At 40.1% G+C, this 20,328-nt stretch carries 20 protein-coding genes; 9 read left to right on the forward strand and 11 right to left on the reverse strand.

Annotated features, from left to right (window positions below; translation table 11 throughout):
- Window positions 1-133 precede the first annotated feature (133 nt).
- The 5 genes from ABFX33_RS24540 to ABFX33_RS24560 form a co-directional block, all read right to left on the reverse strand.
- Window positions 134-781 carry an NAD(P)-dependent oxidoreductase gene (locus tag ABFX33_RS24540; protein ID WP_257087668.1) on the reverse strand — a complete coding sequence of 216 codons (648 nt, stop codon included), beginning with the start codon at window positions 779-781 and terminating at the stop codon, window positions 134-136.
- An 8-nt stretch (window positions 782-789) separates the two neighbouring features.
- Entirely contained in the window at window positions 790-1,203 is a 414-nt protein-coding gene (locus tag ABFX33_RS24545) for an Rrf2 family transcriptional regulator (RefSeq protein WP_120262015.1), read from the reverse strand.
- Window positions 1,204-1,321: 118 nt separating this feature from the next.
- Window positions 1,322-2,008 (reverse strand): hypothetical protein, encoded by a 687-nt coding sequence (locus tag ABFX33_RS24550; protein ID WP_346088848.1) that lies wholly within the window; start codon window positions 2,006-2,008, stop codon window positions 1,322-1,324.
- Between the two features lie 153 nt (window positions 2,009-2,161).
- Window positions 2,162-4,108, reverse strand: coding sequence for a M1 family metallopeptidase (locus tag ABFX33_RS24555; protein WP_346088850.1), 1,947 nt, complete (start codon window positions 4,106-4,108; stop codon window positions 2,162-2,164).
- Between the two features lie 93 nt (window positions 4,109-4,201).
- Window positions 4,202-4,549 carry an ArsC family reductase gene (locus ABFX33_RS24560; protein ID WP_346088852.1) on the reverse strand — a complete coding sequence of 116 codons (348 nt, stop codon included), beginning with the start codon at window positions 4,547-4,549 and terminating at the stop codon, window positions 4,202-4,204.
- Window positions 4,550-4,880: 331 nt separating this feature from the next.
- Between ABFX33_RS24560 and fbaA the strand changes: the two genes are divergently transcribed.
- The 4 genes from fbaA (at window position 4,881) to ABFX33_RS24580 (ending at window position 8,712) form a co-directional block, all read left to right on the forward strand.
- Window positions 4,881-5,960 (forward strand): class II fructose-bisphosphate aldolase, encoded by a 1,080-nt coding sequence (gene fbaA, locus ABFX33_RS24565; RefSeq protein ID WP_120262012.1) that lies wholly within the window; start codon window positions 4,881-4,883, stop codon window positions 5,958-5,960.
- 221 nt (window positions 5,961-6,181) lie between these two features.
- Entirely contained in the window at window positions 6,182-6,856 is a 675-nt protein-coding gene (locus ABFX33_RS24570) for a head GIN domain-containing protein (RefSeq protein WP_257087672.1), read from the forward strand.
- 233 nt (window positions 6,857-7,089) lie between these two features.
- Entirely contained in the window at window positions 7,090-7,758 is a 669-nt protein-coding gene (locus ABFX33_RS24575) for a sterol desaturase family protein (RefSeq protein ID WP_244211856.1), read from the forward strand.
- A 363-nt stretch (window positions 7,759-8,121) separates the two neighbouring features.
- Entirely contained in the window at window positions 8,122-8,712 is a 591-nt protein-coding gene (locus ABFX33_RS24580) for a 2,3-bisphosphoglycerate-dependent phosphoglycerate mutase (protein WP_120262010.1), read from the forward strand.
- A gap of 94 nt (window positions 8,713-8,806) precedes the next feature.
- Here the strand turns inward: ABFX33_RS24580 and feoB are convergent, their stop codons facing one another.
- The 3 genes from feoB to ABFX33_RS24595 form a co-directional block, all read right to left on the reverse strand.
- Entirely contained in the window at window positions 8,807-10,981 is a 2,175-nt protein-coding gene (gene feoB, locus ABFX33_RS24585) for a ferrous iron transport protein B (RefSeq protein WP_346088856.1), read from the reverse strand.
- Between the two features lie 6 nt (window positions 10,982-10,987).
- Window positions 10,988-11,236 (reverse strand): FeoA family protein, encoded by a 249-nt coding sequence (locus ABFX33_RS24590; RefSeq protein ID WP_120262009.1) that lies wholly within the window; start codon window positions 11,234-11,236, stop codon window positions 10,988-10,990.
- A gap of 195 nt (window positions 11,237-11,431) precedes the next feature.
- Entirely contained in the window at window positions 11,432-12,091 is a 660-nt protein-coding gene (locus ABFX33_RS24595; RefSeq protein ID WP_120262008.1) for a metal-dependent transcriptional regulator, read from the reverse strand.
- Between the two features lie 120 nt (window positions 12,092-12,211).
- Here ABFX33_RS24595 and ABFX33_RS24600 point away from each other — a divergent pair, with 120 nt between their 5' ends.
- Together ABFX33_RS24600 and ABFX33_RS24605 are read left to right on the forward strand one after the other, a co-directional pair.
- On the forward strand, window positions 12,212-14,524 hold the full coding sequence (locus ABFX33_RS24600) for a TonB-dependent receptor (protein WP_346088859.1): 2,313 nt from the start codon (window positions 12,212-12,214) through the stop codon (window positions 14,522-14,524).
- 118 nt (window positions 14,525-14,642) lie between these two features.
- Complete coding sequence (locus tag ABFX33_RS24605; RefSeq protein WP_346088861.1) at window positions 14,643-15,731, forward strand: S41 family peptidase; 1,089 nt, start codon at window positions 14,643-14,645, stop codon at window positions 15,729-15,731.
- 153 nt (window positions 15,732-15,884) lie between these two features.
- On the opposite strand, the gene ABFX33_RS24610 is transcribed toward ABFX33_RS24605, so the two are convergent.
- On the reverse strand, window positions 15,885-16,898 hold the full coding sequence (locus tag ABFX33_RS24610; protein ID WP_346088863.1) for an alpha/beta hydrolase: 1,014 nt from the start codon (window positions 16,896-16,898) through the stop codon (window positions 15,885-15,887).
- A 100-nt stretch (window positions 16,899-16,998) separates the two neighbouring features.
- Here ABFX33_RS24610 and ABFX33_RS24615 point away from each other — a divergent pair, with 100 nt between their 5' ends.
- Window positions 16,999-17,364, forward strand: a complete 366-nt coding sequence (locus ABFX33_RS24615; protein ID WP_120262171.1) for a winged helix-turn-helix transcriptional regulator — start codon at window positions 16,999-17,001, stop codon at window positions 17,362-17,364.
- Window positions 17,365-17,443: 79 nt separating this feature from the next.
- On the opposite strand, the gene ABFX33_RS24620 is transcribed toward ABFX33_RS24615, so the two are convergent.
- Window positions 17,444-17,968, reverse strand: coding sequence for a hypothetical protein (locus tag ABFX33_RS24620; protein WP_120262004.1), 525 nt, complete (start codon window positions 17,966-17,968; stop codon window positions 17,444-17,446).
- A gap of 328 nt (window positions 17,969-18,296) precedes the next feature.
- On the opposite strand from ABFX33_RS24620, the gene ABFX33_RS24625 reads away from it, so the two are divergent.
- Entirely contained in the window at window positions 18,297-18,497 is a 201-nt protein-coding gene (locus ABFX33_RS24625; protein WP_257087687.1) for a hypothetical protein, read from the forward strand.
- A gap of 106 nt (window positions 18,498-18,603) precedes the next feature.
- On the opposite strand, the gene ABFX33_RS24630 is transcribed toward ABFX33_RS24625, so the two are convergent.
- Window positions 18,604-19,863, reverse strand: a complete 1,260-nt coding sequence (locus ABFX33_RS24630; RefSeq protein ID WP_346088865.1) for a hypothetical protein — start codon at window positions 19,861-19,863, stop codon at window positions 18,604-18,606.
- Window positions 19,864-19,957: 94 nt separating this feature from the next.
- Between ABFX33_RS24630 and ABFX33_RS24635 the strand changes: the two genes are divergently transcribed.
- Complete coding sequence (locus ABFX33_RS24635) at window positions 19,958-20,203, forward strand: hypothetical protein (RefSeq protein WP_346088867.1); 246 nt, start codon at window positions 19,958-19,960, stop codon at window positions 20,201-20,203.
- The last annotated feature ends 125 nt before the right edge of the window (window positions 20,204-20,328 follow it).

Consider the following 20,328-nt stretch of genomic DNA (forward strand, 5'->3'; position numbering starts at 1 on the left):
TTTTCGATTATTTAGCTTTTTAATTGTTTAATTAATGTCAAATATAAATGATATCAACGACAAAAGGGAAGATTGCGCTTCCCTTTTGTAATAAAAATTTGTATAAAATCTAAATCAAACGATTGTAGCACGATTAGTAGGCAGCTGTAAAACGTTTGTTTGTAAACTGTTTGTTCTCGATCTCGTCCACAATGGCAACGGCAAGATCTTCAACCGATAGTCTCGAACGCCCTTCTTTATCAAATACCGGCGTATCCAAGCCTGTGCGATAATTGCCAGTGCGTGTACCGCCAGCATGCGGATTCATCTCTATGGCTGGGCTGATCATCGTCCAGTTCAGCTGTTCTTCCTTGCGAATGGTATCAAGATAATCTGCTGCTGCCAAAGCTCCGGGTTTGATTTCCTGAGGGAAATCTGGTGAATCGACCAGACGATTGCCATCAATTAATAAGCTTCCAGCTCCACCAACAACAATAAATCGTTTAACGCCCGCATCTTTAACGGCTTGTTGAATTGCTAAAGCACCTTGGGTAAAATCTTCGTAAAGGTTAGGGTTAGTCCAGCCTGCATTAAATGCCGAAATAACTACATCAACGCCTGTTAAGGCGTTTACCAACTGTTCATGATTGTTGATGTCAACCTGTACTTTCGTTATCTTGTCGTTCGATGTAATGCTATCTGTATGACGAGCTAGTGCTACGACCTGGTAGTTGCGGTCAACCAATTCTTTGACAAGATGTGTTCCTACGTATCCTGTGGATCCAATTACTGCTACTTTCATGTGTGTTTTTAATTAAATGTTTTACTGAAATCAACCAGCGTCATTTTTCCCAAACGCGCTACAATATCAGTGTCGACTTCCTGATAAAGATCCTGCAATTTGGCATTGATGTTTTTACCTACAATACAAGCTGGATTGGGATTGTTGAATTTACCCGATAGCTCATTTTGTTTTGTACTTTGATAGATGTCTGCAAGACTGATGCGCTCTTTTTCTTTGTTGATGCGAATCCCTCCACCTTTGCCCTCCTTACTCACTAATAAAGCCGCTGCTTTTAGCGAAGCGATCTCCTTGCGGACTACAACAGCATTTACCTGGATGCTTGACGCGATATATTCGGAAGAGAGCCACTGTTCGGACTCCTCCAATTGTGCTAGGACCATAATATGTAAAGCTGTTGCAAATCTCAAGTTGTGTAACATCCTGTTGCTGATTTTTTAATTTTGATAACACAAAGGTAATGCAAAAGGTTTTAAACTGAAATAAAAAATATTACAGTTTAAAACATTCTGACAATCACATGATAAAAAGTATCGTTTTTTATTTTTTCTCGTTAAATTTCTTGTAACTATCCATGATATAGACCCGCAGTGTTTCTATGCTGCTGTTTTGGATAAACTGATATGAAGGTCTAAATCTTTCTTTAAATAATGCCAGTTCGGAAGCGTTGAGAGGCGTCAGCTCTTTGATGAGATTATCAGTAAACTTCCGGTCAACGGCTCTTTTTTCCATTTCCGCTACGAGAAGTTTGTAGTTTGAGCGTGCCTGTTTACCCTCCTTGCCAAATATGCGACTGGGAGAGATACGGATCCCGCCGCGGTTTTTGCTAGCATCCGAATATTTTCCGGCTTCTTTTTCCCGTTGAATTTCAGCTGCAAGTCTACTGTCAGTCATCCGTTCGACGACAACTTGGCTCAATTCAATAGGGGTATTTATTCTGTTCAAATAGATTCTCCGTAGACTTGTATCATAAATAAATACAGTATCTTGTTCATATCCGTTGGCTTTGATCAATAAGAGATCATTGAGATTGGCATCGATGGCAAATGATCCATCCCTGTTGGTCTGAACTTCTACTTTGCTCCGTAAATTCTGGATCTGCGCAGCTTCTATCTTTTCTCCGCTGACAAGCTCCATAATAATACCTTTGGTTTTTTCCTGTGCAAATAGTTGTCCGGAGACCAACGTAATCAATAAGCAGCTTAGAATCGTTTGTATTACTTTCATGGGGATATATATATTATACATAAATGAGCTTGTTACCTTCCGTTTTTATTCGTTTATTGCAATGAAACCATGATGAATAATTTTTTGATCATAATGGTTTCATTGCAGAGAATTTCCTTATCAAAAATAACGAATAGATTTTGAATTATCGCGCTAATTTGCCTTCCATGTATTATTGTCCGGATTCTTGTCTGGCATCACGTCATCGGGATCTAGCTGAACAGACTGTAAAGCTTCGTTTGTCGCAATTTTAAATTGCCATACATTGTTTCTTTCCCAGATTTCCACGGGTAGTTTTTTTCTTATTTTTTTGCCCGATACGGTGGTTGCTTCCACGATAATAGGCATTGGCAATTTTTCCAGATTTTCAACAGTTACCAGTGCGCCGAGCATAGGCTGATTGTTGACATAGGAAACAGCCTTGATCGCCTGATCCATTTGCCAGTTGTTGACAAACCATCCCCGCCAAAACCAATTGAGGTTTTCACCGGTTCCGTTTTCGATCGCTTTAAAGAAATCTTCTGGTGTCGGGTGTTTAAAAGCCCACTCCTGGATGTATTTTTTAAAGGCGTAATCGAAGCGCTCTTTGCCGATAATCTCATTGCGCAATAATTTTAGTCCATAGGCTGGTTTGTAATATACAAGGGCACCGATATTACGCTCTTTCATATTTTGCGGTGTACTCATAATCGGCTCGAGATTCTGTGACGTGAAAATATACGAGCGGCTAGCCTGAGGACGATGATATTCACCTTTATTAAATTCTTGTGTCGCTAGCTCATTGATAAAAGTATTGAAGCCTTCATCCATCCAGCCATGTTCACGTTCGTTGGACGCGACAATCATTGGGAACCAGTTGTGGCCAAACTCGTGATTGGTCACCCCCCAGAGTGAGCCTGCCTTGGCTTGATTGCCACAGAATGACAGGGCAGGATATTCCATACCACCTACGTTGGAGGCAACATTTACGGCTACCGGGTAGGGGTATTCAAACCAGTTTTTGGAATAAATTTCGATGGCAGCTTTGGTGTATTCTGTTGAACGCTCCCAAGCATTGTTGCTGTTACTTTCTACAGGATAAGCTGACAGCGCAAGAGCTTTTTTGCCACTTGGCAGATTGATCTTAGCGCCATCTAATATAAAGGAAGTAGAGGATGCCCATGCGATATCCTGTGCATTGTTGAGCTGATATTTCCAGGTCAACGCTTTTTTGCTTGGTCTGGAACTTTTTGCGGTCACTTCTTCCGCAGAGCGAATCAATACCGTCTCATCACTTCGTAATGCCAGTTGATATCTTTTGAATTGGTCTGCTGTAAATACCTCCTGTGGATTTAAGAGCTCACCTCCTAGAACAACGATATGATTAGCAGGTGCTGTGATTTCTACCTGATAATTGCCAAATTCGCGATAAAATTCTCCGGGTCCTGTATAAGGCAATGTATTCCATCCTCTAATGTCATCATAGACACAAAGCCGGGGAAACCATTGCGCAATAGCATAGATTTTTCCATTTTTGGTGTCAAGGATACCCGTACGGTCAGCACCATATTGTGGCACGGTATATTGGTAAGTAATCTTGAATGTAATTTTTCCACCCTTACTTTTCAGCGCGGCCGGTAGCCGCAGCTGCATACGTGTATCATCAATAATATGCTCTATGGTTTTTCCATTGACATCGGTGACAGATTGGATCTGGTAACCGCCATCAAATTTTGAGTTTCCATCACCATATCGGCTATTGGTCAAGGGAGAAATCAACTGACCACGGCCATGTTGTGAAAACATATTTTGGTCTAATTGAAGCCAAAGGTAATCCATATTGTCAGGACTGTTGTTACTATAGGTAATCTCCACTGCACCAGTTACCTGATCATTTTGGTCGTTTAGTGATGCCTGTATCTTGTAGTCCGCAGCATTTTGCCAATATCCGGGTCCGGGCTTACCGGCCGCAGAACGATAATCATTTCCATTGTTCTTGAAAAATAATGGTGCAAAAGCTTCTGTATAACTATAGTTGGATGTTTTTTCCTGGGAAAAGGACGGAAAAGCATAGCTCAAAGCAACAAGGCTCAAAGAAGCCAATGCAAGTCTTTTCATCATATCTGTTCGTATTAAATTATGTTTATTGGTCACAATATACAATGAAAAGTACATAAGGCAAAAAAAAGCTCCTTTTTAAGGAGCTTGTAACAATTATTTTAAGTTGCTGTTATAGTCGTCTTCACTGAATCCGAGTAGGATACCCTTATCGTGTTCGATCACAGGGCGTTTGATCATACTGGTGTGTACCTTTAATACGTTATTGGCACTGTTTGCGTCAACGACCCCCGCTTGTTCCTCTGCGGTCAGTTTCTTCCAGGTAGTACCCTTTTTATTGACCAGTGATTGCCAGTCAACCTTTTTCTCCCATTCTTGTAGTTTTTCATCACTGACACCTTCCTTTTTGAAGTCATGAAATTGATAGGCAATCTGATTGTCTTCTAACCATGTCAAGGCTTTTTTTACTGTGTTACAATTTTTGATACCGTATATCTGTAGCATAATGATTACAATATTAGTGAGCTCAAATTTAAATAATCCATGATGCATTTCATGCCTTATCAGTCCTGTTTTTTGTTGAATAGTTAGACAGTGTCGGGAGTTTGTGAGCCTTTGCATGTCAATCTATCTGATGTGGCTTGAATTGGCCTGGCTGGATAAACTACATTTTGGATGACGAACAACTGCCTGCTTTATCAGTGTACAAGGATTATGGTAACAAATATTTGATAGTGTATTTAGTACACTTTAAAAATTAGGAAGTGATAATTATTTTTAATAATTTAGTAGCTTTAAGAGTTAATAAAGATTAAAATAAATCAATAACAGTAATATGAGCCTAAAAGATTTTAAAGGTGTATTGACGGGAGATCAAGTACAAGAGTTGTTTGAAGTTGCAAAGAAACACAAATTTGCTTTGCCTGCGGTAAACATTATCGGAACAAATTCTATCAATGCGGTAATGGAAACTGCTAAAGCAGTAAACTCTCCTGTAATTATTCAATTGTCAAATGGTGGTGCACAATTCTATGCGGGTAAAACATTAAATAATGACAACCTGCAAGCTTGTGTATTGGGTGCGGTATCTGCAGCACAACACGTGCATTTGCTGGCAGAGCACTACGGTGTTGCGGTAATTTTGCACACCGATCACGCTGCTAAAAAACTTTTACCTTGGATCGACGGTTTGTTGGACGCTGGTGAGAAATTCTTTGCACAACACGGTAAACCATTGTTCTCTTCACATATGTTGGATCTATCTGAAGAACCAATCGAAGAGAATATCGAAATTTCTGCAAAATACTTAGCGCGCATGAAACCACTAGGTATGACTGTAGAGATCGAATTAGGTGTTACAGGTGGAGAAGAAGATGGTGTTGACAACTCAGATGTGGACAGCTCTAAATTATATACACAGCCAGAAGAGGTTGCTTACGCATACGAAGAATTGTCTAAAGTATCTGACAAATTTACAGTTGCGGCAGCATTCGGTAACGTACATGGTGTCTACAAACCAGGTAATGTAAAATTACAACCTGTGATCTTACACAATTCTCAAGAATATATCCGCGAAAAATACAAGCTTGCTGCTGAAAAACCAGTGAACTTTGTATTCCACGGTGGATCTGGCTCTTCTCCAGAGGAAATTGCTGAAGCGATCTCTTATGGTGCGATCAAAATGAACATCGATACAGATATGCAATGGGCATTTTGGGATGGCGTGAGAGGTTACGAAGCTAAAAACCACGATTATTTGCAAGGACAGATCGGAAACCCTGAAGGTGCAGATTCTCCAAACAAGAAATATTACGATCCACGTGTATGGTTACGTAAAGGTGAAGAAACATTTGTTGCTCGCTTGAAAGAAGCATTTGCTGATTTGAATGCAGTAGACGTAAACAGCAAATTGTAAGCTGAACAAAACATAACATAATATGAGGTGTCCTGGATTACAGGACACCTTTTTTTTGTCAAAATAGGTTAAAAAAAGGGCTTAATAGTGATGATTGGCGTGTTTTTTGACATTAAGAAATTCGAATAAGTCAGAATGAATATGCAATCCCGTTGGACAATATTAAGTAACGATACGGCGGAGAAGTATATCAAAAAGGTGGAAATATAGATAAAACAGTTATGAAATTTTTAGGAATCAGTGCATTTCTTTTATTAATGACCCAAGTCGGTTTCGGACAGGCGAAACAAAATGTAGGCGATTTTAGTTCAGTTGTCGCTACAGATAAAATACAGGTGGAACTGATCAAATCCAATGAATCCCTGGTGACCTTTGAAGGGCAGAACTACGAGAATGTAAAGGTAGTCAATACAAATGGTGCTCTGGCTCTAAAAATGAATACCCTAAATATGTTGCAGGGAGGGAATATCTCTGTAAAAGTATATTATAAAAGTTTGAAAAATATAGAGGCTAAGAAAGGGGCTAAAGTATTTGCTACATCAAATAATGTCGTGTCATCTGACCAGCTAAAACTCTATGCATCGGAGGGCGGGTTGGTGGACCTCTATGCTGATGCGAAAAATGCTGAGGTGAAAGTGACCTCCGGAGCGACGATAGCACTCTATGGTAAAGCGGATAGACAGGAGATTATCTCAAATTTTGGTGGTAAATATGAGGGGAAAGATTTTAAAACGAAAACCACGATCGTCACAGTGAACGGCGGTGGAAAAGCGGAAGTCAATGCGGTTGATTCTATTGAAACGAAAACGCGTGGTGGCGGCACAATCGATGTGTATGGCAAGCCAGAACAGCGCGTAGAAAAGAAAATGGCGGGTGGAACAGTCAACTTTAAATAAGAAACTGTCTTGATTTTGTCAATTTTGATCGTGCGTATTTTTGATCAAAATTGACAAAATTTGAAGAAAATTTAAGTTAAAAGATCAAATAAAAGGTTTTAGACTAAGATTTTCCTAACTATGTGTTTAACCTTTTTGTTGAAAAGGTCAAATATTTTGTTTTTCTAGTCTTGAACCTTCTTCATTTGTGCTTAAAATACGTATTTTTGTGAGGGAATAATAAAAATAGTATTATGGCAAAGCGTAATTATGTTTCAAATTCTACGGAATCTACGCGCATGTTCAAAAATGACTTTTTGGAGTCTTTGACGAAAGTGCACTGGAGTGTACCTTTGATTTTCTATGTACCCGTAGTTGTTTTCTTTTCGTATAAAGCTCTGGTTTGGGGAGAAGTTTCCCTAATGACATATCTTGGGTACTTTGTTTTTGGTTTGGCATTTTGGACAGCATTTGAATATGCACTCCACCGCTGGGTATTCCACTTTCATCCGACCTCAGAGTGGGGGAAACGGATTGCTTTCATTTTTCACGGTGTACATCATGACTATCCCAGAGACCGGATGCGCTTGGTGATGCCTTTATCGGCAAGTATCCCTTTGGCAGCGCTGGTATATTTTGGATTCACATTGTTCTTTTCAAATGAGTTTATCCTGGCTTGCTTTTTCTCCGGATTTATGATTGGATACTTGATCTATGATGAATGTCACTATGCCATGCACCATGCAAACTTTAAGAGTGGGATTTTCAAACGCATTAAACAGCATCATATGTTACATCACTATTCGGATCCTGAAAAAGGATTCGGTGTGAGCTCGTCATTATGGGATGAAATATTACGTTCAGGTTTCGAAGAAAAAGAGCCCAAAAAAGAAACATCGACACTAAAAGAAGAAAAAGCATAATGCTTTTCTATTCTTAATAAGAAAGCCTTTGGAGTAATTCCAGAGGCTTTTTTTTGTGGGCAATATTTATAGTAGACGAATTTGAATTTTAAAATGCGAACTAAAAGAATGTGCTTTTTTGGATTTATTCAAGGTACAATTATTTGAACGCGAATAATAAATAAAATTTAGGCGATATGAAGAGGATTAGCTATACTTTAAAACAAAAGACCGCAAAGTATTATTTTGTCTATAGATAGCTACAAATAGAAATGATCTGATAGGGGATTATCTATGCAATACCCCTTCAATAAATCTCATTGCTGTGCTGGTTATAAGTTTGCTTCGGGTAGCTATCCGCTAAGACAATAAATAATAGGAGTAATGGTAAAATTATTTTTAGTCCGTCACGGACAATCGCAATGGAATCTTGAGAACCGTTTTACCGGTTGGCAAAATATTGATATCACAGTCTTGGGACAACAGGAAGCGCGACAAGCTGGGAAAGCGTTAATGAATGAATCAATCGATATCGCATTTACTTCTACACTAATTCGTGCCCAGCATACTTTGCAAATTATTCTTGAGGAAATCGGAAAGCCCAATATTCCGATTATCGTTGATGCTGCACTGAACGAGCGGAGCTACGGAAACTTAGAAGGACTAAATAAGGATGAAACCGCTGAAAAATATGGTGTGGAACAAGTCCATATCTGGCGAAGATCTTTTGATGTAGCTCCTCCGGGCGGTGAAAGCTTAAAAGATACCTACGATCGAGTGATACCGTATTTTGAGAATTTCATACAGCCAGAGTTGGACGCAGGTAAAAATGTTCTTATTGTCGCACATGGTAACAGTTTAAGAGCGCTCATTATGTATCTGGAACATCTCACCCCAGCGCAGATCCTTGAGCGAGAAATAGCGACTGGAGATCCCATCACTTATCAATGGGATCACAATAATAAAATCATATAATAGTCGGATTTTGTCGCTAAGGTTTAGTTCGAATAGACTGAACTGTTTGCAAACAATCAGCACGGTATATGGACAGGCATCATAGGTCAAAAGATTAGGCAAAAAAGTGCCAAACTTTTGTTACCAGGAAGCATACAATCAGGCCATAAAATACGGGTAGCAATGTCGCTACTGCGGTCCATTTGCGACTTCCTGTTTCCTTATAAATAGTGTATATTGTCGTGCTGCAGGGATTGTGTAGGAGACTGAACAGCATCAAATTAATGGCGGTCAATGTTGTCCACCCACCCGCATGTAATAGGGTAGAGACCTCATTTGCTGAGCCTTCAAACAATACACCCGTACCAGCTCCGGTACTCCCTACCGTGAGCGCAGTTAACATGAGTATGGTCGGGATAACAATTTCATTCGCTGGAATGGCAACGATATAAGCCAATAAAATAACACCATTTAGACCTATAAATAAGCCCATCGGGTCGAGGCCATGAATGAGCCAGAGCGCGATATTTTGATCAGCGATATGAATGTTGCAGATCAACCAAATAATTGCACCAGCGGGTGCAGCAAAAATGATAGCCCGCCATAAGACGATCAATGTGCGGTCTATGAATGAGCTGTATAATGTCTGAAAGAATCTCGGCGGGCGATAAGGAGGGAGTTCCAGCGTAAAGAAGGAGGATTCTCCCTTGAGCAATGTTTTTGACAATAGCCAGGAGGTGAAAAATGTAAATGCAATACCAAGTATCGCAATGAAAATTACAGCAAACATGGCCACTGAACCAGACCATTTGGAGGGGACTAAAACACCTAAAAAAAGACTGGCGATCAAAATCTGTGTGGGCCATCTTCCATTGCACAGCGAGAAGTTATTGGTGATGATAGCAATTAATTTTTCACGTGGACTGTTGATGATTCTTGTCGCAACAACGCCGGCAGCATTACAGCCAAAGCCCATACTCATGGTTAGTGCTTGTTTGCCATGAGCACCCGCCTTTTTGAATATCCGGTCTAGATTGAATGCAACCCTAGGGAGGTACCCAAAATCTTCCAACAATGTAAATAATGGAAAGAAGATCGCCATCGGTGGCAGCATGACCGATACGACCCAGGCTGTAGCCAGATAGATCCCGTCAATCAGAAACCCACCTAGCCAAGCAGGAATACCCATGTCTGTTGACGTATCTTTTAAAAACGTATAAACATGATCGAGCAATAGTGTTGACAGCATTTGTGAAGGATAATTTGCCCCTGTGATGGTGAGCCAAAGGATTAATCCGAGCAGCATAAACATAATCGGAAATCCCCAGATGCGGTGGGTGACGATATGATCGATACTGCGGTCTACTCGAAATGAATAGCTTTCCGAATCTGTAGAAACATGTTCTTTTACCAGTTTGCTCGCTTTTGCATAGATCGCTTCAACCAGCTCATTTCGATAATTATCTCCTAGTTTAAACCGATATGCTGTGGCGTGATGTAATATGGGGGCTAAGTTTTCACTGCCTATGGAATTGGATAGTTGCCCTTTTTGTAAGGCATCAATAATGCTTTTATCATCTTCGATCAGACGCATGGCCAGCCAATTCGTGTTGGTTAGCGTGCTGTCCAGCGTGTGGAGATGGTTGGCTATTGTCGCAACAGCGGTGCCGGTTTGCTTTGTCAACTGAAAAGAGGTTGTTTTTGTGGGGAGAAAATTACCGTCGGCCACTTGATGAATGGCCGCCAGGAGGTCTGAAAGGCCTTCTTTAGTGCGGGCGCTGGTGGAAATAACGGGGATGCCGAGATCCTTTGATAGGGTTCGTACATCAATCTCTATCCGATGACGTCGTGCCTCATCCATCAAGTTGAGGCATAAGACCGCTTTGTTGCTAATTTCGAGGATTTGAAGAACTAGACAGAAATTGCGTTGCAACCTGCTGGCGTCGACAACAATGACGGTGACATCGGGTTGGCCAAATAGGATAAAATCTCGGGCGACTTCTTCATCTTCGGATGTAGAAAGTAAGGAGTAGGTACCGGGAAGATCAATGATTTTAAATTTATCACCTTTATGTGAATAACTTCCTTCAGCTCGCGTAACAGTTTTGCCTGGCCAGTTTCCCGTATGTTGTTTTAATCCCGTTAGCGCGTTAAAAATTGAACTTTTGCCTGTATTGGGATTTCCCGCTAAAGCAATAGTGTAGGTGGAATTTCCCGAATTTGCTCCCCATTGCTTTAGATCCGAAGTGGGATTCAGCTGGCAGGTTTCGCATGCAGTATGTTTTTTCATCGTCATCTATTTATGGGTAATCAATACCTGTAACGAATCCTCTTTGCGAAGTGAAATCAGGGTGCCGTGTATATTATAGGCGATCGGATCACCTAGGGGACTTATATTCTGGATGCTTATTTCAGCGCCCCTGACAAAACCTAGATCAAGCAAGCGCTGTCGGATTTCCTGGCGACAATCTGTCGCTATTCCCGCGATGCTTGCAAGCTCTCCTTTTTTTAATAACCCCAATGTGATTACCTGATTGTTTATCATTACATATTTTGTTTTTAGTTTTACTAAATTATAAAATTAGATTAGACTAACAAAATGTAGCGTTATATTTTAGTCAAAAGATGCAAATGGGTAATGTGCCGAAGAGGTTTTAGGGCTATTAGAAAAAAATGGGAGTCCTATGTTCAGACTCCTGGGAAGTATGGATGGGTGACCCGAAAATACAGAGAGTTATTATTAAGAAATGGGGCGTACAAGTAGTGTAGCGGTTACTTTACTACTGAGTACTGCTGAAGTTCGATCGCCATAACTGACTGTTATACTGTTGTCGAAGGGTTCAATGGAAAGGATGGTTAATGTTGTGCCCAATTCGAGATCTTTGGCGCTCAGGTATTGTAACAATTCTTTGGAAGAGGGTTGTACAGCCATTAACGTCACTACATCTCCAGTTTTGCATGTATCGAGAAAGATATAGCTTTCCGAACGCATGACTCCATTATGGTCAGGAATCGGCGAGCCATGGGGGTCTACTGTCGGATAACCCAATAATTGATCCATCTTGGTGAAAAATTCAGGTGAATGGATGTGCTCAATCTGTTCCGCGATTTGGTGAACCTCGTCCCATGCAAAACCCATTTTTTCAACGAGATACATTTCGGTAAGTCGATGTTTGCGAATGATAAGTGCAGCTTCTTTTTTTCCTTCTTCTGTAAGTTTGAGGGGTTTGTAGCTTTCGTAATGGACCAAACCTTTTTCGGATAGTTTTTTCATCATGCTATTTACCGTTGGCATTTTGATTTCCAGTCGTTTACTGATCTCGTTGACGCTGGCCTCGCCTTTTAGGTAAGTCAGATTGTATAATGCCTTTAAGTAGTTCTCTTCAGTCTGTGATATCATAGCCCAAATTTAATAAATATTAGTCTCGTCTAATAGTAATGTTAGAAAATATTTTGTTAGTATAATCTAACTTATTAGATTTGTAATTCTAAATTTATAATTAATCAAAACAAAACAATGATGACGGGATCCAGAGTTCTCTTGACAACAGTATTCATGCTGATCGGATTTATTTCCTTTGGGCAGACAGGTAAGGTAGTAGGTAAAATTTATGATAGCAATGGACTTCCGCTGAAGTCGGTATCTGTGGCTATCCCTCTTCTTAAGATGAGCACCAAATCCAATGAGCTTGGAAAATTCGCATTGGAAAAGATTCCCTATGGTACTTGGGAAGTAGAAGTGAAGCATATTGGTTTTAATGCTTATCGCGATTCGATCAGGATCGAACATGTATCTGAGACCAGGGATATCCGTTTAGATGGTTCCATCTTTTTATTGGATGAAATTGTGGTCACTGGAACGAAGACATTTAAACGAAAAACTGAAAGTCCGGTGATCGTCAATATTTTGGATAGTAAAACCCTGGACAACCTACAGGTATGTAATCTTTCGGAGGGACTGAAATTTCAACCGGGCTTGCGGGTGGAAACAGACTGTCAGACCTGTAACTACACCCAATTGCGGATGAATGGACTCCAGGGGGGATATTCGCAGATACTGATTAATGGGCGGCCTATTTTCAGTCCTTTGATGGGGCTTTATGGGATGGAGCAACTGCCGGTCAATATGATCGAAAAGATTGAGGTGGTCCGAGGTGGAGGTTCTTCGTTATATGGTTCAAGTGCCATAGGGGGCACTGTCAATGTGATCACCAAATTGCCGAAGCAGAGTGGTTATGAAGTCAATTCTTTTTACCAAAGCATTGATGGAAAAACAAGCGATTTTAATCTTGGCGGAAATGCCACCTTGGTCAATGAAAAGGGGAACGCAGGAACATCCTTTTTCTTCAATAAGCGCGATCGCGGTTTTTACGATGCAAATGGTGATAATTTTTCGGAAATACCTAAAATTGAAAATACCTCCTTCGGTATCAACTCATTCTATCAATTTTCTGAAAATCAAAAATTGGAAGTCTCCTTGAGCAATCTGAACGAATATAGATTTGGGGGTGAGATGACGAAAAAACCGGCCTACCTTACACTTCAGTCTGAGGAACGTACCCATAAAATATGGATGGGAAGTGCGGATTATCAGATTAATTTTAATCAGGATAAATCTTCATTGATCTTCTATACAGCTTTTCAAAATACCAATAGAAAGCATTATACCGGAATATTCCCAGATAGTCCGGAAGAGATCGAAAATCACCTCAAAAATCCGCCTTATGGCGATTCAAAGACAACAACATTACAGGGCGGTTTTCAATTGAACCATGAGATTAGCAATTTTTTGAACCATCGGAATGTGCTGACGATTGGATCGGAATATGTGTCCGATAAGGTTTACGATGAAATTCCGAGTTATAACTATTTGGTCGATCAGCATACGAAAGATTGGGGGAGTTTTTTTCAGAGTGACTGGGACTTTGCGGACAAGTTTAACTTGCTCTCTGGTGTTCGTGTGGACAAACATAATCTATTGGACAAAGTGATTGTCAGCCCACGTGTAGCACTGTTATATAAGCATGCGGCCAATACGCAGTTTCGCCTTAGCTATGGAACGGGTTTTCGGGCACCACAGGCTTTTGATACAGACCTTCATATTGCCTTTGCGGGAGGTGGTGTTTCACGTGTTCAATTAGCTCCAGATCTTCGGGAGGAGCGATCAAAGAGTTTCAGCGGCTCGGTAAACTATGATAAAGCCACGGAGAAATGGATTGCGGGTTTTACATTGGAGGGATTCTATACACAACTGAAAAATGCCTTTGTACTTGAGGAAATCGGTACGGACGACTTTGGTAAGGTGTTTGAAAAACGTAATGGGAATAATGCGAAGGTAGCGGGGACTACACTTGAATTGCGTGCCAATTATAATAAAAAGGTGCAACTGGAGACCGGCTTTACCTTGCAACAGAGCAAATATGAAAATCCTGTATCTTACCTGGAGGGTATAGAAGCTACTAGATCATTCTTGAGAACACCAGATGAATATGGTTTTGCAAACCTCAATATTACACCGAATAAACGCTGGACAATCAATTTGAACTATGTGTACACGGGTAAGATGAAGATCGCTCATGCTGGTGGTGCGGACAATTTTCCGGAAGATCAAATGGTTCATACAAAGGCATTCTCAGAGGTAAATAGTAAAGTGTCACATACTTTTAATCTGTCAAAATTTAAAAATGTGATCGAAGTTTATGCTGGGGTGAAGAATATTTTTAACGCTTACCAGCATGATTTTGATATAGGTAAAAATCGGGATAGCAATTACATTTACGGTCCTAATATGCCCCGAACTTTCTTTGTTGGGTTAAAGATAAAGACACCCTAGGTAAATTGACAGGGGCATTATACCGGATCTGTGTAAAACATTTCAATCTTGTTACGCTTAGAGAAATATTTTTAAACTAATTTAGTGCTATCTCATTGGAGGGATAATTATTAACCAGATGCAAAAGAAAATAGTCCTTTTTTTACTGATTTTAACCGGTTTTTTTGTCCGGTCCTATGCCCAGGTCTCATCGGTGAACCAGCTTGCCAATGCATTTTTAGATACTGTCCAACGGTATGCTTATCGTGGATCGTTGATCAAATGGGATTCTATCCGGCCAGTTTTTATTGAACAGACAAGGACCATATCGGATATTAATGCCTTGGAACCCCATTTTAAAAAAATCTTAAGTCAATTAAAGGATGGTCATTCCAGACTTTTTTTTGAGAAAGCTGATCAAAATAAGGAGGCTGAACAGGAGTTGTTTGTAAGAATGGCCGGTATGACCGATCAGGAGGCCGGTTTTCCACCCAAAGTTTTTAATCATTTTATGACGAAAGACCGTTATGCCTATATTCGGATCCCAGCGGTAGTTTATGAGCAACGACGATATGTGGACACTATAGGAGCACAGCTAAAAATATTGGACGCACAGCAGCCAAAAGGCTGGATCATCGATCTGAGAGAAAACGATGGCGGGAGCATTTTTCCGATGATCTGGCACTTTGCGGATTTGATCGATGTCGACAGCACTTATTCGGTTGTGGATAGAGCGGGTGTTGAATCCAAACAAAATGTACGAATGAATAATCTGAATGATCAGGATCAAAAATGGGCTAAGTTATTTGACCTGGAATACGATAAAGTGCCACCTATTGCTTTAAAAAATAAAAATGTGCCTATTGTGTTATTGGTCAGTCGGTTTACATCAAGCTCAGGCGAGTTTTTTGCGGCTCATTTTAAAGGGCAGAAAAATGCAACCGTCATCGGGCAGACAACAAGTGGTCATACTTCCGCGAACGAGCAATTCGCAGTTGGAAATAATTACATGATCAATTTGACAACCAGCGTCATTAAAGATCGTACAGGAAAGCTTTACGGAATAGGAGAAGGTATCAAACCCGATGTTCCTTTGGTAATTGATTTTGCCAAAGTCTTGGGGATCCCCGAGATCATTACTTTCGACCAGCTTAGTCAAGCTGTAAAAGAGGCTACTCCGGTATATATCCAACTGGCTACTGATTATATGAAAAAGCAGGGAATGTAAATCTCCCTTTATACTAAAAACATGGGTTATCCAATTATTTTGAATAGCCCATGTTTTTTAGCTCTGCTTATATACCCGGAGGATTGTATTCATCAACTATTCGGCTTTCGGTCATCGTGTTTTCTTTTACGAAACAGCGTCCACACCCAGCAATTAGTCCATTAAAATCCGATCCGTCAGAAACCTGGTGAATTTATCCGTAAGTGCAGACGGGAATAAATCAAACACATGTAATGCTCCAGGGACAACCCATAGTTCTGTTGTTACTCCTGCCTGGTATAATTTCTGGGCATAGTCGATACCCTCATCGCGCAGTGGATCCAATTCGCAGGCTACAATTGTGGTTCGTGGCAGATATGTAAACTTATCAAAGTGTGTTAGATCTGCATATCGAATGCTTTTCTTTACATTGTTTTTACCGAGAAAATGAGCCCATGCAATCTCAGCATATTTTTTGTTCCAGAGTGGGGCATCGGTAAATTCCTCCATAGAGTGTGTATTAAGTTTGTTATGGATGACAGGGTACAGCAAAAATTGATGTTTTATGTTCTTTATATTGTTATCTACAGCCATTTGGGTGACGGCAGCGGCTAGATGGCCACCGGCACTGGCGCCGTATACCGTGATCGCATCTGGATGGATATTCAAAATCTTTTTTCCATCTCTAATTATCCATTGTAGTGCGTCAAAACCATCTGTGACAGGTACGGGAAAGGGATATTGAGGGGATAAACGGTAATCTACGGATATAATGGTGGCTTTGGCTGCCGTTGCAAGCTGAAACATCTGCCCGTCAACTTGTTCTGGTTGACCAAAAATATATCCGCCGCCATGGAAATAAAGAATGACCCGTTCAGCGCTATAGTCTTTGGGCTGATAGCAGTGTAGCCTAATATTGTATTTATCTATTGTACTTTCGATAAAAATATCGCGAACCTGAATATGAACTGGTTTTTGAATAGGATTGTTTCTTATAAATTCGGCTCTTTCCTGCTGTATCGCTGCCGGATTATTCAGGAACAGGGAGCTATCAAGCTCAAGGGATTGCGCGGTGCCTTCAATACTTGCCTTTAGTTCGCTATTGATTCTATTTAGATCGAGTTTATTTTGTGCTGTTGCCATAAGAAAATGGGATAGAATGATCGTCAAAAAAATAAGTTCCTTCATTTACAGAATAAATTTTTGTGGTGTTTTTTGTAAATTTAGATACCTCAGCAACTGTTTGCAAATAAACAGCCTGTTGTATGAAACATACAAAAATGTAAGTATGACTAAAATTAAAAAGACGTCAACAAATTTTGAGAATAAAAAAACGTTGGAAAAAGATTGTGCTGAAATCTATGCGATTAACTTGATCAGCGGTCAATGGATTCTGTGTATTTGCTACCACCTAAAGAAAGGTCGGCTGCGATTTTCTGAACTGAAAAATAGCATTCCCAATATTACAGAGCGTATGTTGACACTCCAATTAAAGAAGATGGAGGGTAGCCGATTAATCCGAAGAGAAGTATATGCACAGGTGCCGCTAAGAGTTGAATATGAATTGACCTTATTAGGCAAAGGGCTTCTGCCCATATTGAGCCAATTGGAGGGCTGGGGGAAGGAGCATATGAAAGCAGTGCAAGAAGATTGAAGCGTTTAAAGATTCAGAAACAAAAAATCCTGCGTGAACATAAAGTTAGCAGGATTTTGTTGTTTCTGAATATCAGTTTTTATTTCAAAACGAATTTGAATCCCAATGAGAAACGCGAGGCCTCGAAATTCGAACCATGCGATAAGTTCCACCAAGGTTTCCAGTCAAAATGCATTGCCAATGGCGCTGAAGGAATTCTAAACTCTAAACCCAAAGCTGGACGGATTGCAAAATGCGTGTGTGTGTTTCCGTCTTTCCAATGGTAGTCATCATCCCAGTCGCCATGCCATTTGCCATAGTCGATAAACGAAGCCTGAGGACCTACGCCAACATACCAAGATAGGCCACGGGTTCCCCGTATACGTTCGTTGTACGAATAGTCTACACCAACAACTGTAATGTTATCTCCGAACAATACTTGTGCATTTACGGCATCATTTCTGCCAAAACTGTGTTTTATCTGTGGACCGAATAGTGTTTGGCCATCGCCAAGGTCGATACCTAGACCAAGGGCTGTACGATAAGGTGTTTGTGCATTTGCCTCTCTATTGATGACAAATAAGAATGTAAAAAGTGTCAGAATAGGTAGAAGTACTTTTTTCATGATATTTTAAAAAATGTTAGTGTTAAGTTTTCGAATTGAAAACTTTCGCTGTTGTAACAAATACTTTGCCAAGCCTTGGTTTTTCATTCGTTTAAAATGTTTTGTCTCGTTAACTGTTTTATTATAAGTGTATTATTTTTTTTTATTCCACTCTTGATCATTTATGCTAATTTTTTAGCCTTTTATTTCTATTGAAATTGAAAACTGAGGAATTCAACTCACCTTGCTGAAACGATATCCGCTTGAACATTGTTCATTTAATAAGTAAAAGGATAGAAGAACTTATTGGACACACAAGCACGGGTAGCACAAGCTTAAATAATTTACTATGGAACATACTCAAATCAATAGAAAGAAAATAGAACAATGGTTGGCAGAAGGTTATGACGTCTTACAGGGTGGGAAGCTGTTAAAAGTCGAAGGAGATTTGCCGGAGTTTTTGGAGCAATTTGCTGATGAGGCCAAGCCAAAGACCTATCTGCTAAAGGAATTAATTACTTGGCCGGAAGCGGAACTTAAAAAATTATAGGAAATGCGACAGCTAAGAATAGCTGAGAAAAAGATTGTTTTCCACAGTTTTGAGAGGCAGAAGAATCTGATTTCTGTGGTTTCTAATCGTAATATAGGATAGAAACTTAACAGTTATAATACGCTTCAGGTATCGAGACTTTTTTATGCGTCCAATTTTCCAATGTGATTGCATAAGGATCCAGTTCGTAGGTATCGGCGTCAAAAATATAGTTATAACTGCCATTGATTAAGTTCGCACGAAGTATGGCATAGCCGGGGCCTTTTGCAGGTAGGACATTCTCAATTTCGAAGAAATCAATGTCCTCGATATCGTAAATTAGACTTGTTTTCCTTCCAGCAAAGCCAATTTTATTATTTTTCTTGTCCAACCAGATACCGCTTGACTTTCCCAGTTGTTGTTGTATGCTTGTGGGAATATTTTTTACAGCAGCATTTTTGCGGAAATCCTCCTTAATGTCCCACTTGTTTTTCAATTTGACAAGTTCGGTCACTTCGATGAGCTGATCGTATGCAGGATTTTCCAAAAGAGCGGGGTAATCACGCTGGTTGTAAAAATGGAGGGAGGTACCGCCATCGTCGTAGTTGCTCTCATCATCGTAGGTATAACAGATGGAGGAGGAGATGTGATCACCAAAATCAAAAGATAAATAGCATTGGTCTTCTCTTTCATAACCATAATCCTCCGCGTCATAGTCTTCGCCATCTAACCAAAGATCGCGGAGGTCTTTGTAACTTTTATCTGTATTGGACTCGTCATAAATAGTGATAAAATACTCTTGAATTGGTACATGCGGTGGAATATCATCACAGTAAATTTCCAGTTCTTTCAACCATAGATTGCCGATACGAACCGGGTAATCTATTTTGAAATAGAGTGTCCCATATTCGCTTGCATATTGGTGTCCAATACCGAGTTTTTCGATGTCGGCATAGCTGATATCCCAAGAAATAAATTGCGTTGGTTCGGCATAAACCTCAAAACCTATATGGTCATCTTCAAAGTCCCCGGGTAGAATATTATAGTTGCGAGTTTGTTGCTGGATCCAGATTTTGGCCTTGCAGTCCTGTTTTTGCTTAATGGTATGAAAGAATAATGCATCATCAAATCCAAATTGCTCGGACAACTTGGGATAGACCTTCGAAAAACCTTGTGAACGAGCGGGAATATAATGCTGATGATCGTCAAATAGAAATAAGTAGGGATCTCCAGCTAATAATTGAACGTATGCATAGCGCAATTGAGATAAGTTGACCTCTTCTTCGTTACCATGATCGAGGTAATGTAAGCGATCGCCATCCAGCCAGATGCGGTTTTTATCATTTTCTTTTGGGAAATTGGAGCTATTCTTGAAAAAATTAAGCATGTTCAATTATCGTTTTCGATACGCTAATTTAAGATTTTAAATTCAGCTAAAATAGAACCTGTATCATGAATCTGTTGATCAATATCAGTAAAAAATGCTACCTGAATCAGTAGAGGCTGGTAAAGCTGCCGGTATAACAGATATTGATGTATTGGAGGCAACAGATCATTGTACAATATCACAGGGACAAATTGTGGGCGGTGCCACAAGTGTTGTATACTCCCGTTTAAGTATTGGAATGGGCTGGGATGGCTTTTATCTCGCCGGAATATTGTTGACACGACCGATTTTGGTGGTGATCGGTGATAAGTCGGGCGGTTTTGGTGCATTTGGTTTTTAATTTACTTGTTCTTGTTAAGAGCATTGACACCAGGATAATTTCAACTATTATTACACTAAAGCTATCTAATCGGAGAAAATAAGAATAAAGTATCCCATCAACAAGTTTGACAAATTAAAAAAATG

It is taken from the genome of Sphingobacterium ginsenosidimutans (assembly GCF_039536865.1).
Lineage (GTDB): Bacteria > Bacteroidota > Bacteroidia > Sphingobacteriales > Sphingobacteriaceae > Sphingobacterium > Sphingobacterium detergens.

Coding starts and splice junctions, on each gene's coding strand:
- fbaA (WP_120262012.1), top strand. CDS start 4,881: ATGAGCCTAAAAGATTTTAAAGGTGTATTGACGGGAGATCAAGTACAA.
- ABFX33_RS24575 (WP_244211856.1), top strand. CDS start 7,090: ATGGCAAAGCGTAATTATGTTTCAAATTCTACGGAATCTACGCGCATG.
- ABFX33_RS24545 (WP_120262015.1), bottom strand. CDS start 1,203: ATGTTACACAACTTGAGATTTGCAACAGCTTTACATATTATGGTCCTA.
- ABFX33_RS24615 (WP_120262171.1), top strand. CDS start 16,999: ATGACTAAAATTAAAAAGACGTCAACAAATTTTGAGAATAAAAAAACG.
- ABFX33_RS24635 (WP_346088867.1), top strand. CDS start 19,958: ATGCTACCTGAATCAGTAGAGGCTGGTAAAGCTGCCGGTATAACAGAT.
- ABFX33_RS24605 (WP_346088861.1), top strand. CDS start 14,643: ATGCAAAAGAAAATAGTCCTTTTTTTACTGATTTTAACCGGTTTTTTT.
- ABFX33_RS24610 (WP_346088863.1), bottom strand. CDS start 16,898: ATGAAGGAACTTATTTTTTTGACGATCATTCTATCCCATTTTCTTATG.
- ABFX33_RS24580 (WP_120262010.1), top strand. CDS start 8,122: ATGGTAAAATTATTTTTAGTCCGTCACGGACAATCGCAATGGAATCTT.
- ABFX33_RS24625 (WP_257087687.1), top strand. CDS start 18,297: ATGGAACATACTCAAATCAATAGAAAGAAAATAGAACAATGGTTGGCA.
- ABFX33_RS24560 (WP_346088852.1), bottom strand. CDS start 4,549: ATGCTACAGATATACGGTATCAAAAATTGTAACACAGTAAAAAAAGCC.
- ABFX33_RS24595 (WP_120262008.1), bottom strand. CDS start 12,091: ATGATATCACAGACTGAAGAGAACTACTTAAAGGCATTATACAATCTG.
- ABFX33_RS24570 (WP_257087672.1), top strand. CDS start 6,182: ATGAAATTTTTAGGAATCAGTGCATTTCTTTTATTAATGACCCAAGTC.
- ABFX33_RS24590 (WP_120262009.1), bottom strand. CDS start 11,236: ATGATAAACAATCAGGTAATCACATTGGGGTTATTAAAAAAAGGAGAG.
- ABFX33_RS24620 (WP_120262004.1), bottom strand. CDS start 17,968: ATGAAAAAAGTACTTCTACCTATTCTGACACTTTTTACATTCTTATTT.
- ABFX33_RS24630 (WP_346088865.1), bottom strand. CDS start 19,863: ATGCTTAATTTTTTCAAGAATAGCTCCAATTTCCCAAAAGAAAATGAT.
- feoB (WP_346088856.1), bottom strand. CDS start 10,981: ATGAAAAAACATACTGCATGCGAAACCTGCCAGCTGAATCCCACTTCG.
- ABFX33_RS24540 (WP_257087668.1), bottom strand. CDS start 781: ATGAAAGTAGCAGTAATTGGATCCACAGGATACGTAGGAACACATCTT.
- ABFX33_RS24600 (WP_346088859.1), top strand. CDS start 12,212: ATGACGGGATCCAGAGTTCTCTTGACAACAGTATTCATGCTGATCGGA.
- ABFX33_RS24555 (WP_346088850.1), bottom strand. CDS start 4,108: ATGATGAAAAGACTTGCATTGGCTTCTTTGAGCCTTGTTGCTTTGAGC.
- ABFX33_RS24550 (WP_346088848.1), bottom strand. CDS start 2,008: ATGAAAGTAATACAAACGATTCTAAGCTGCTTATTGATTACGTTGGTC.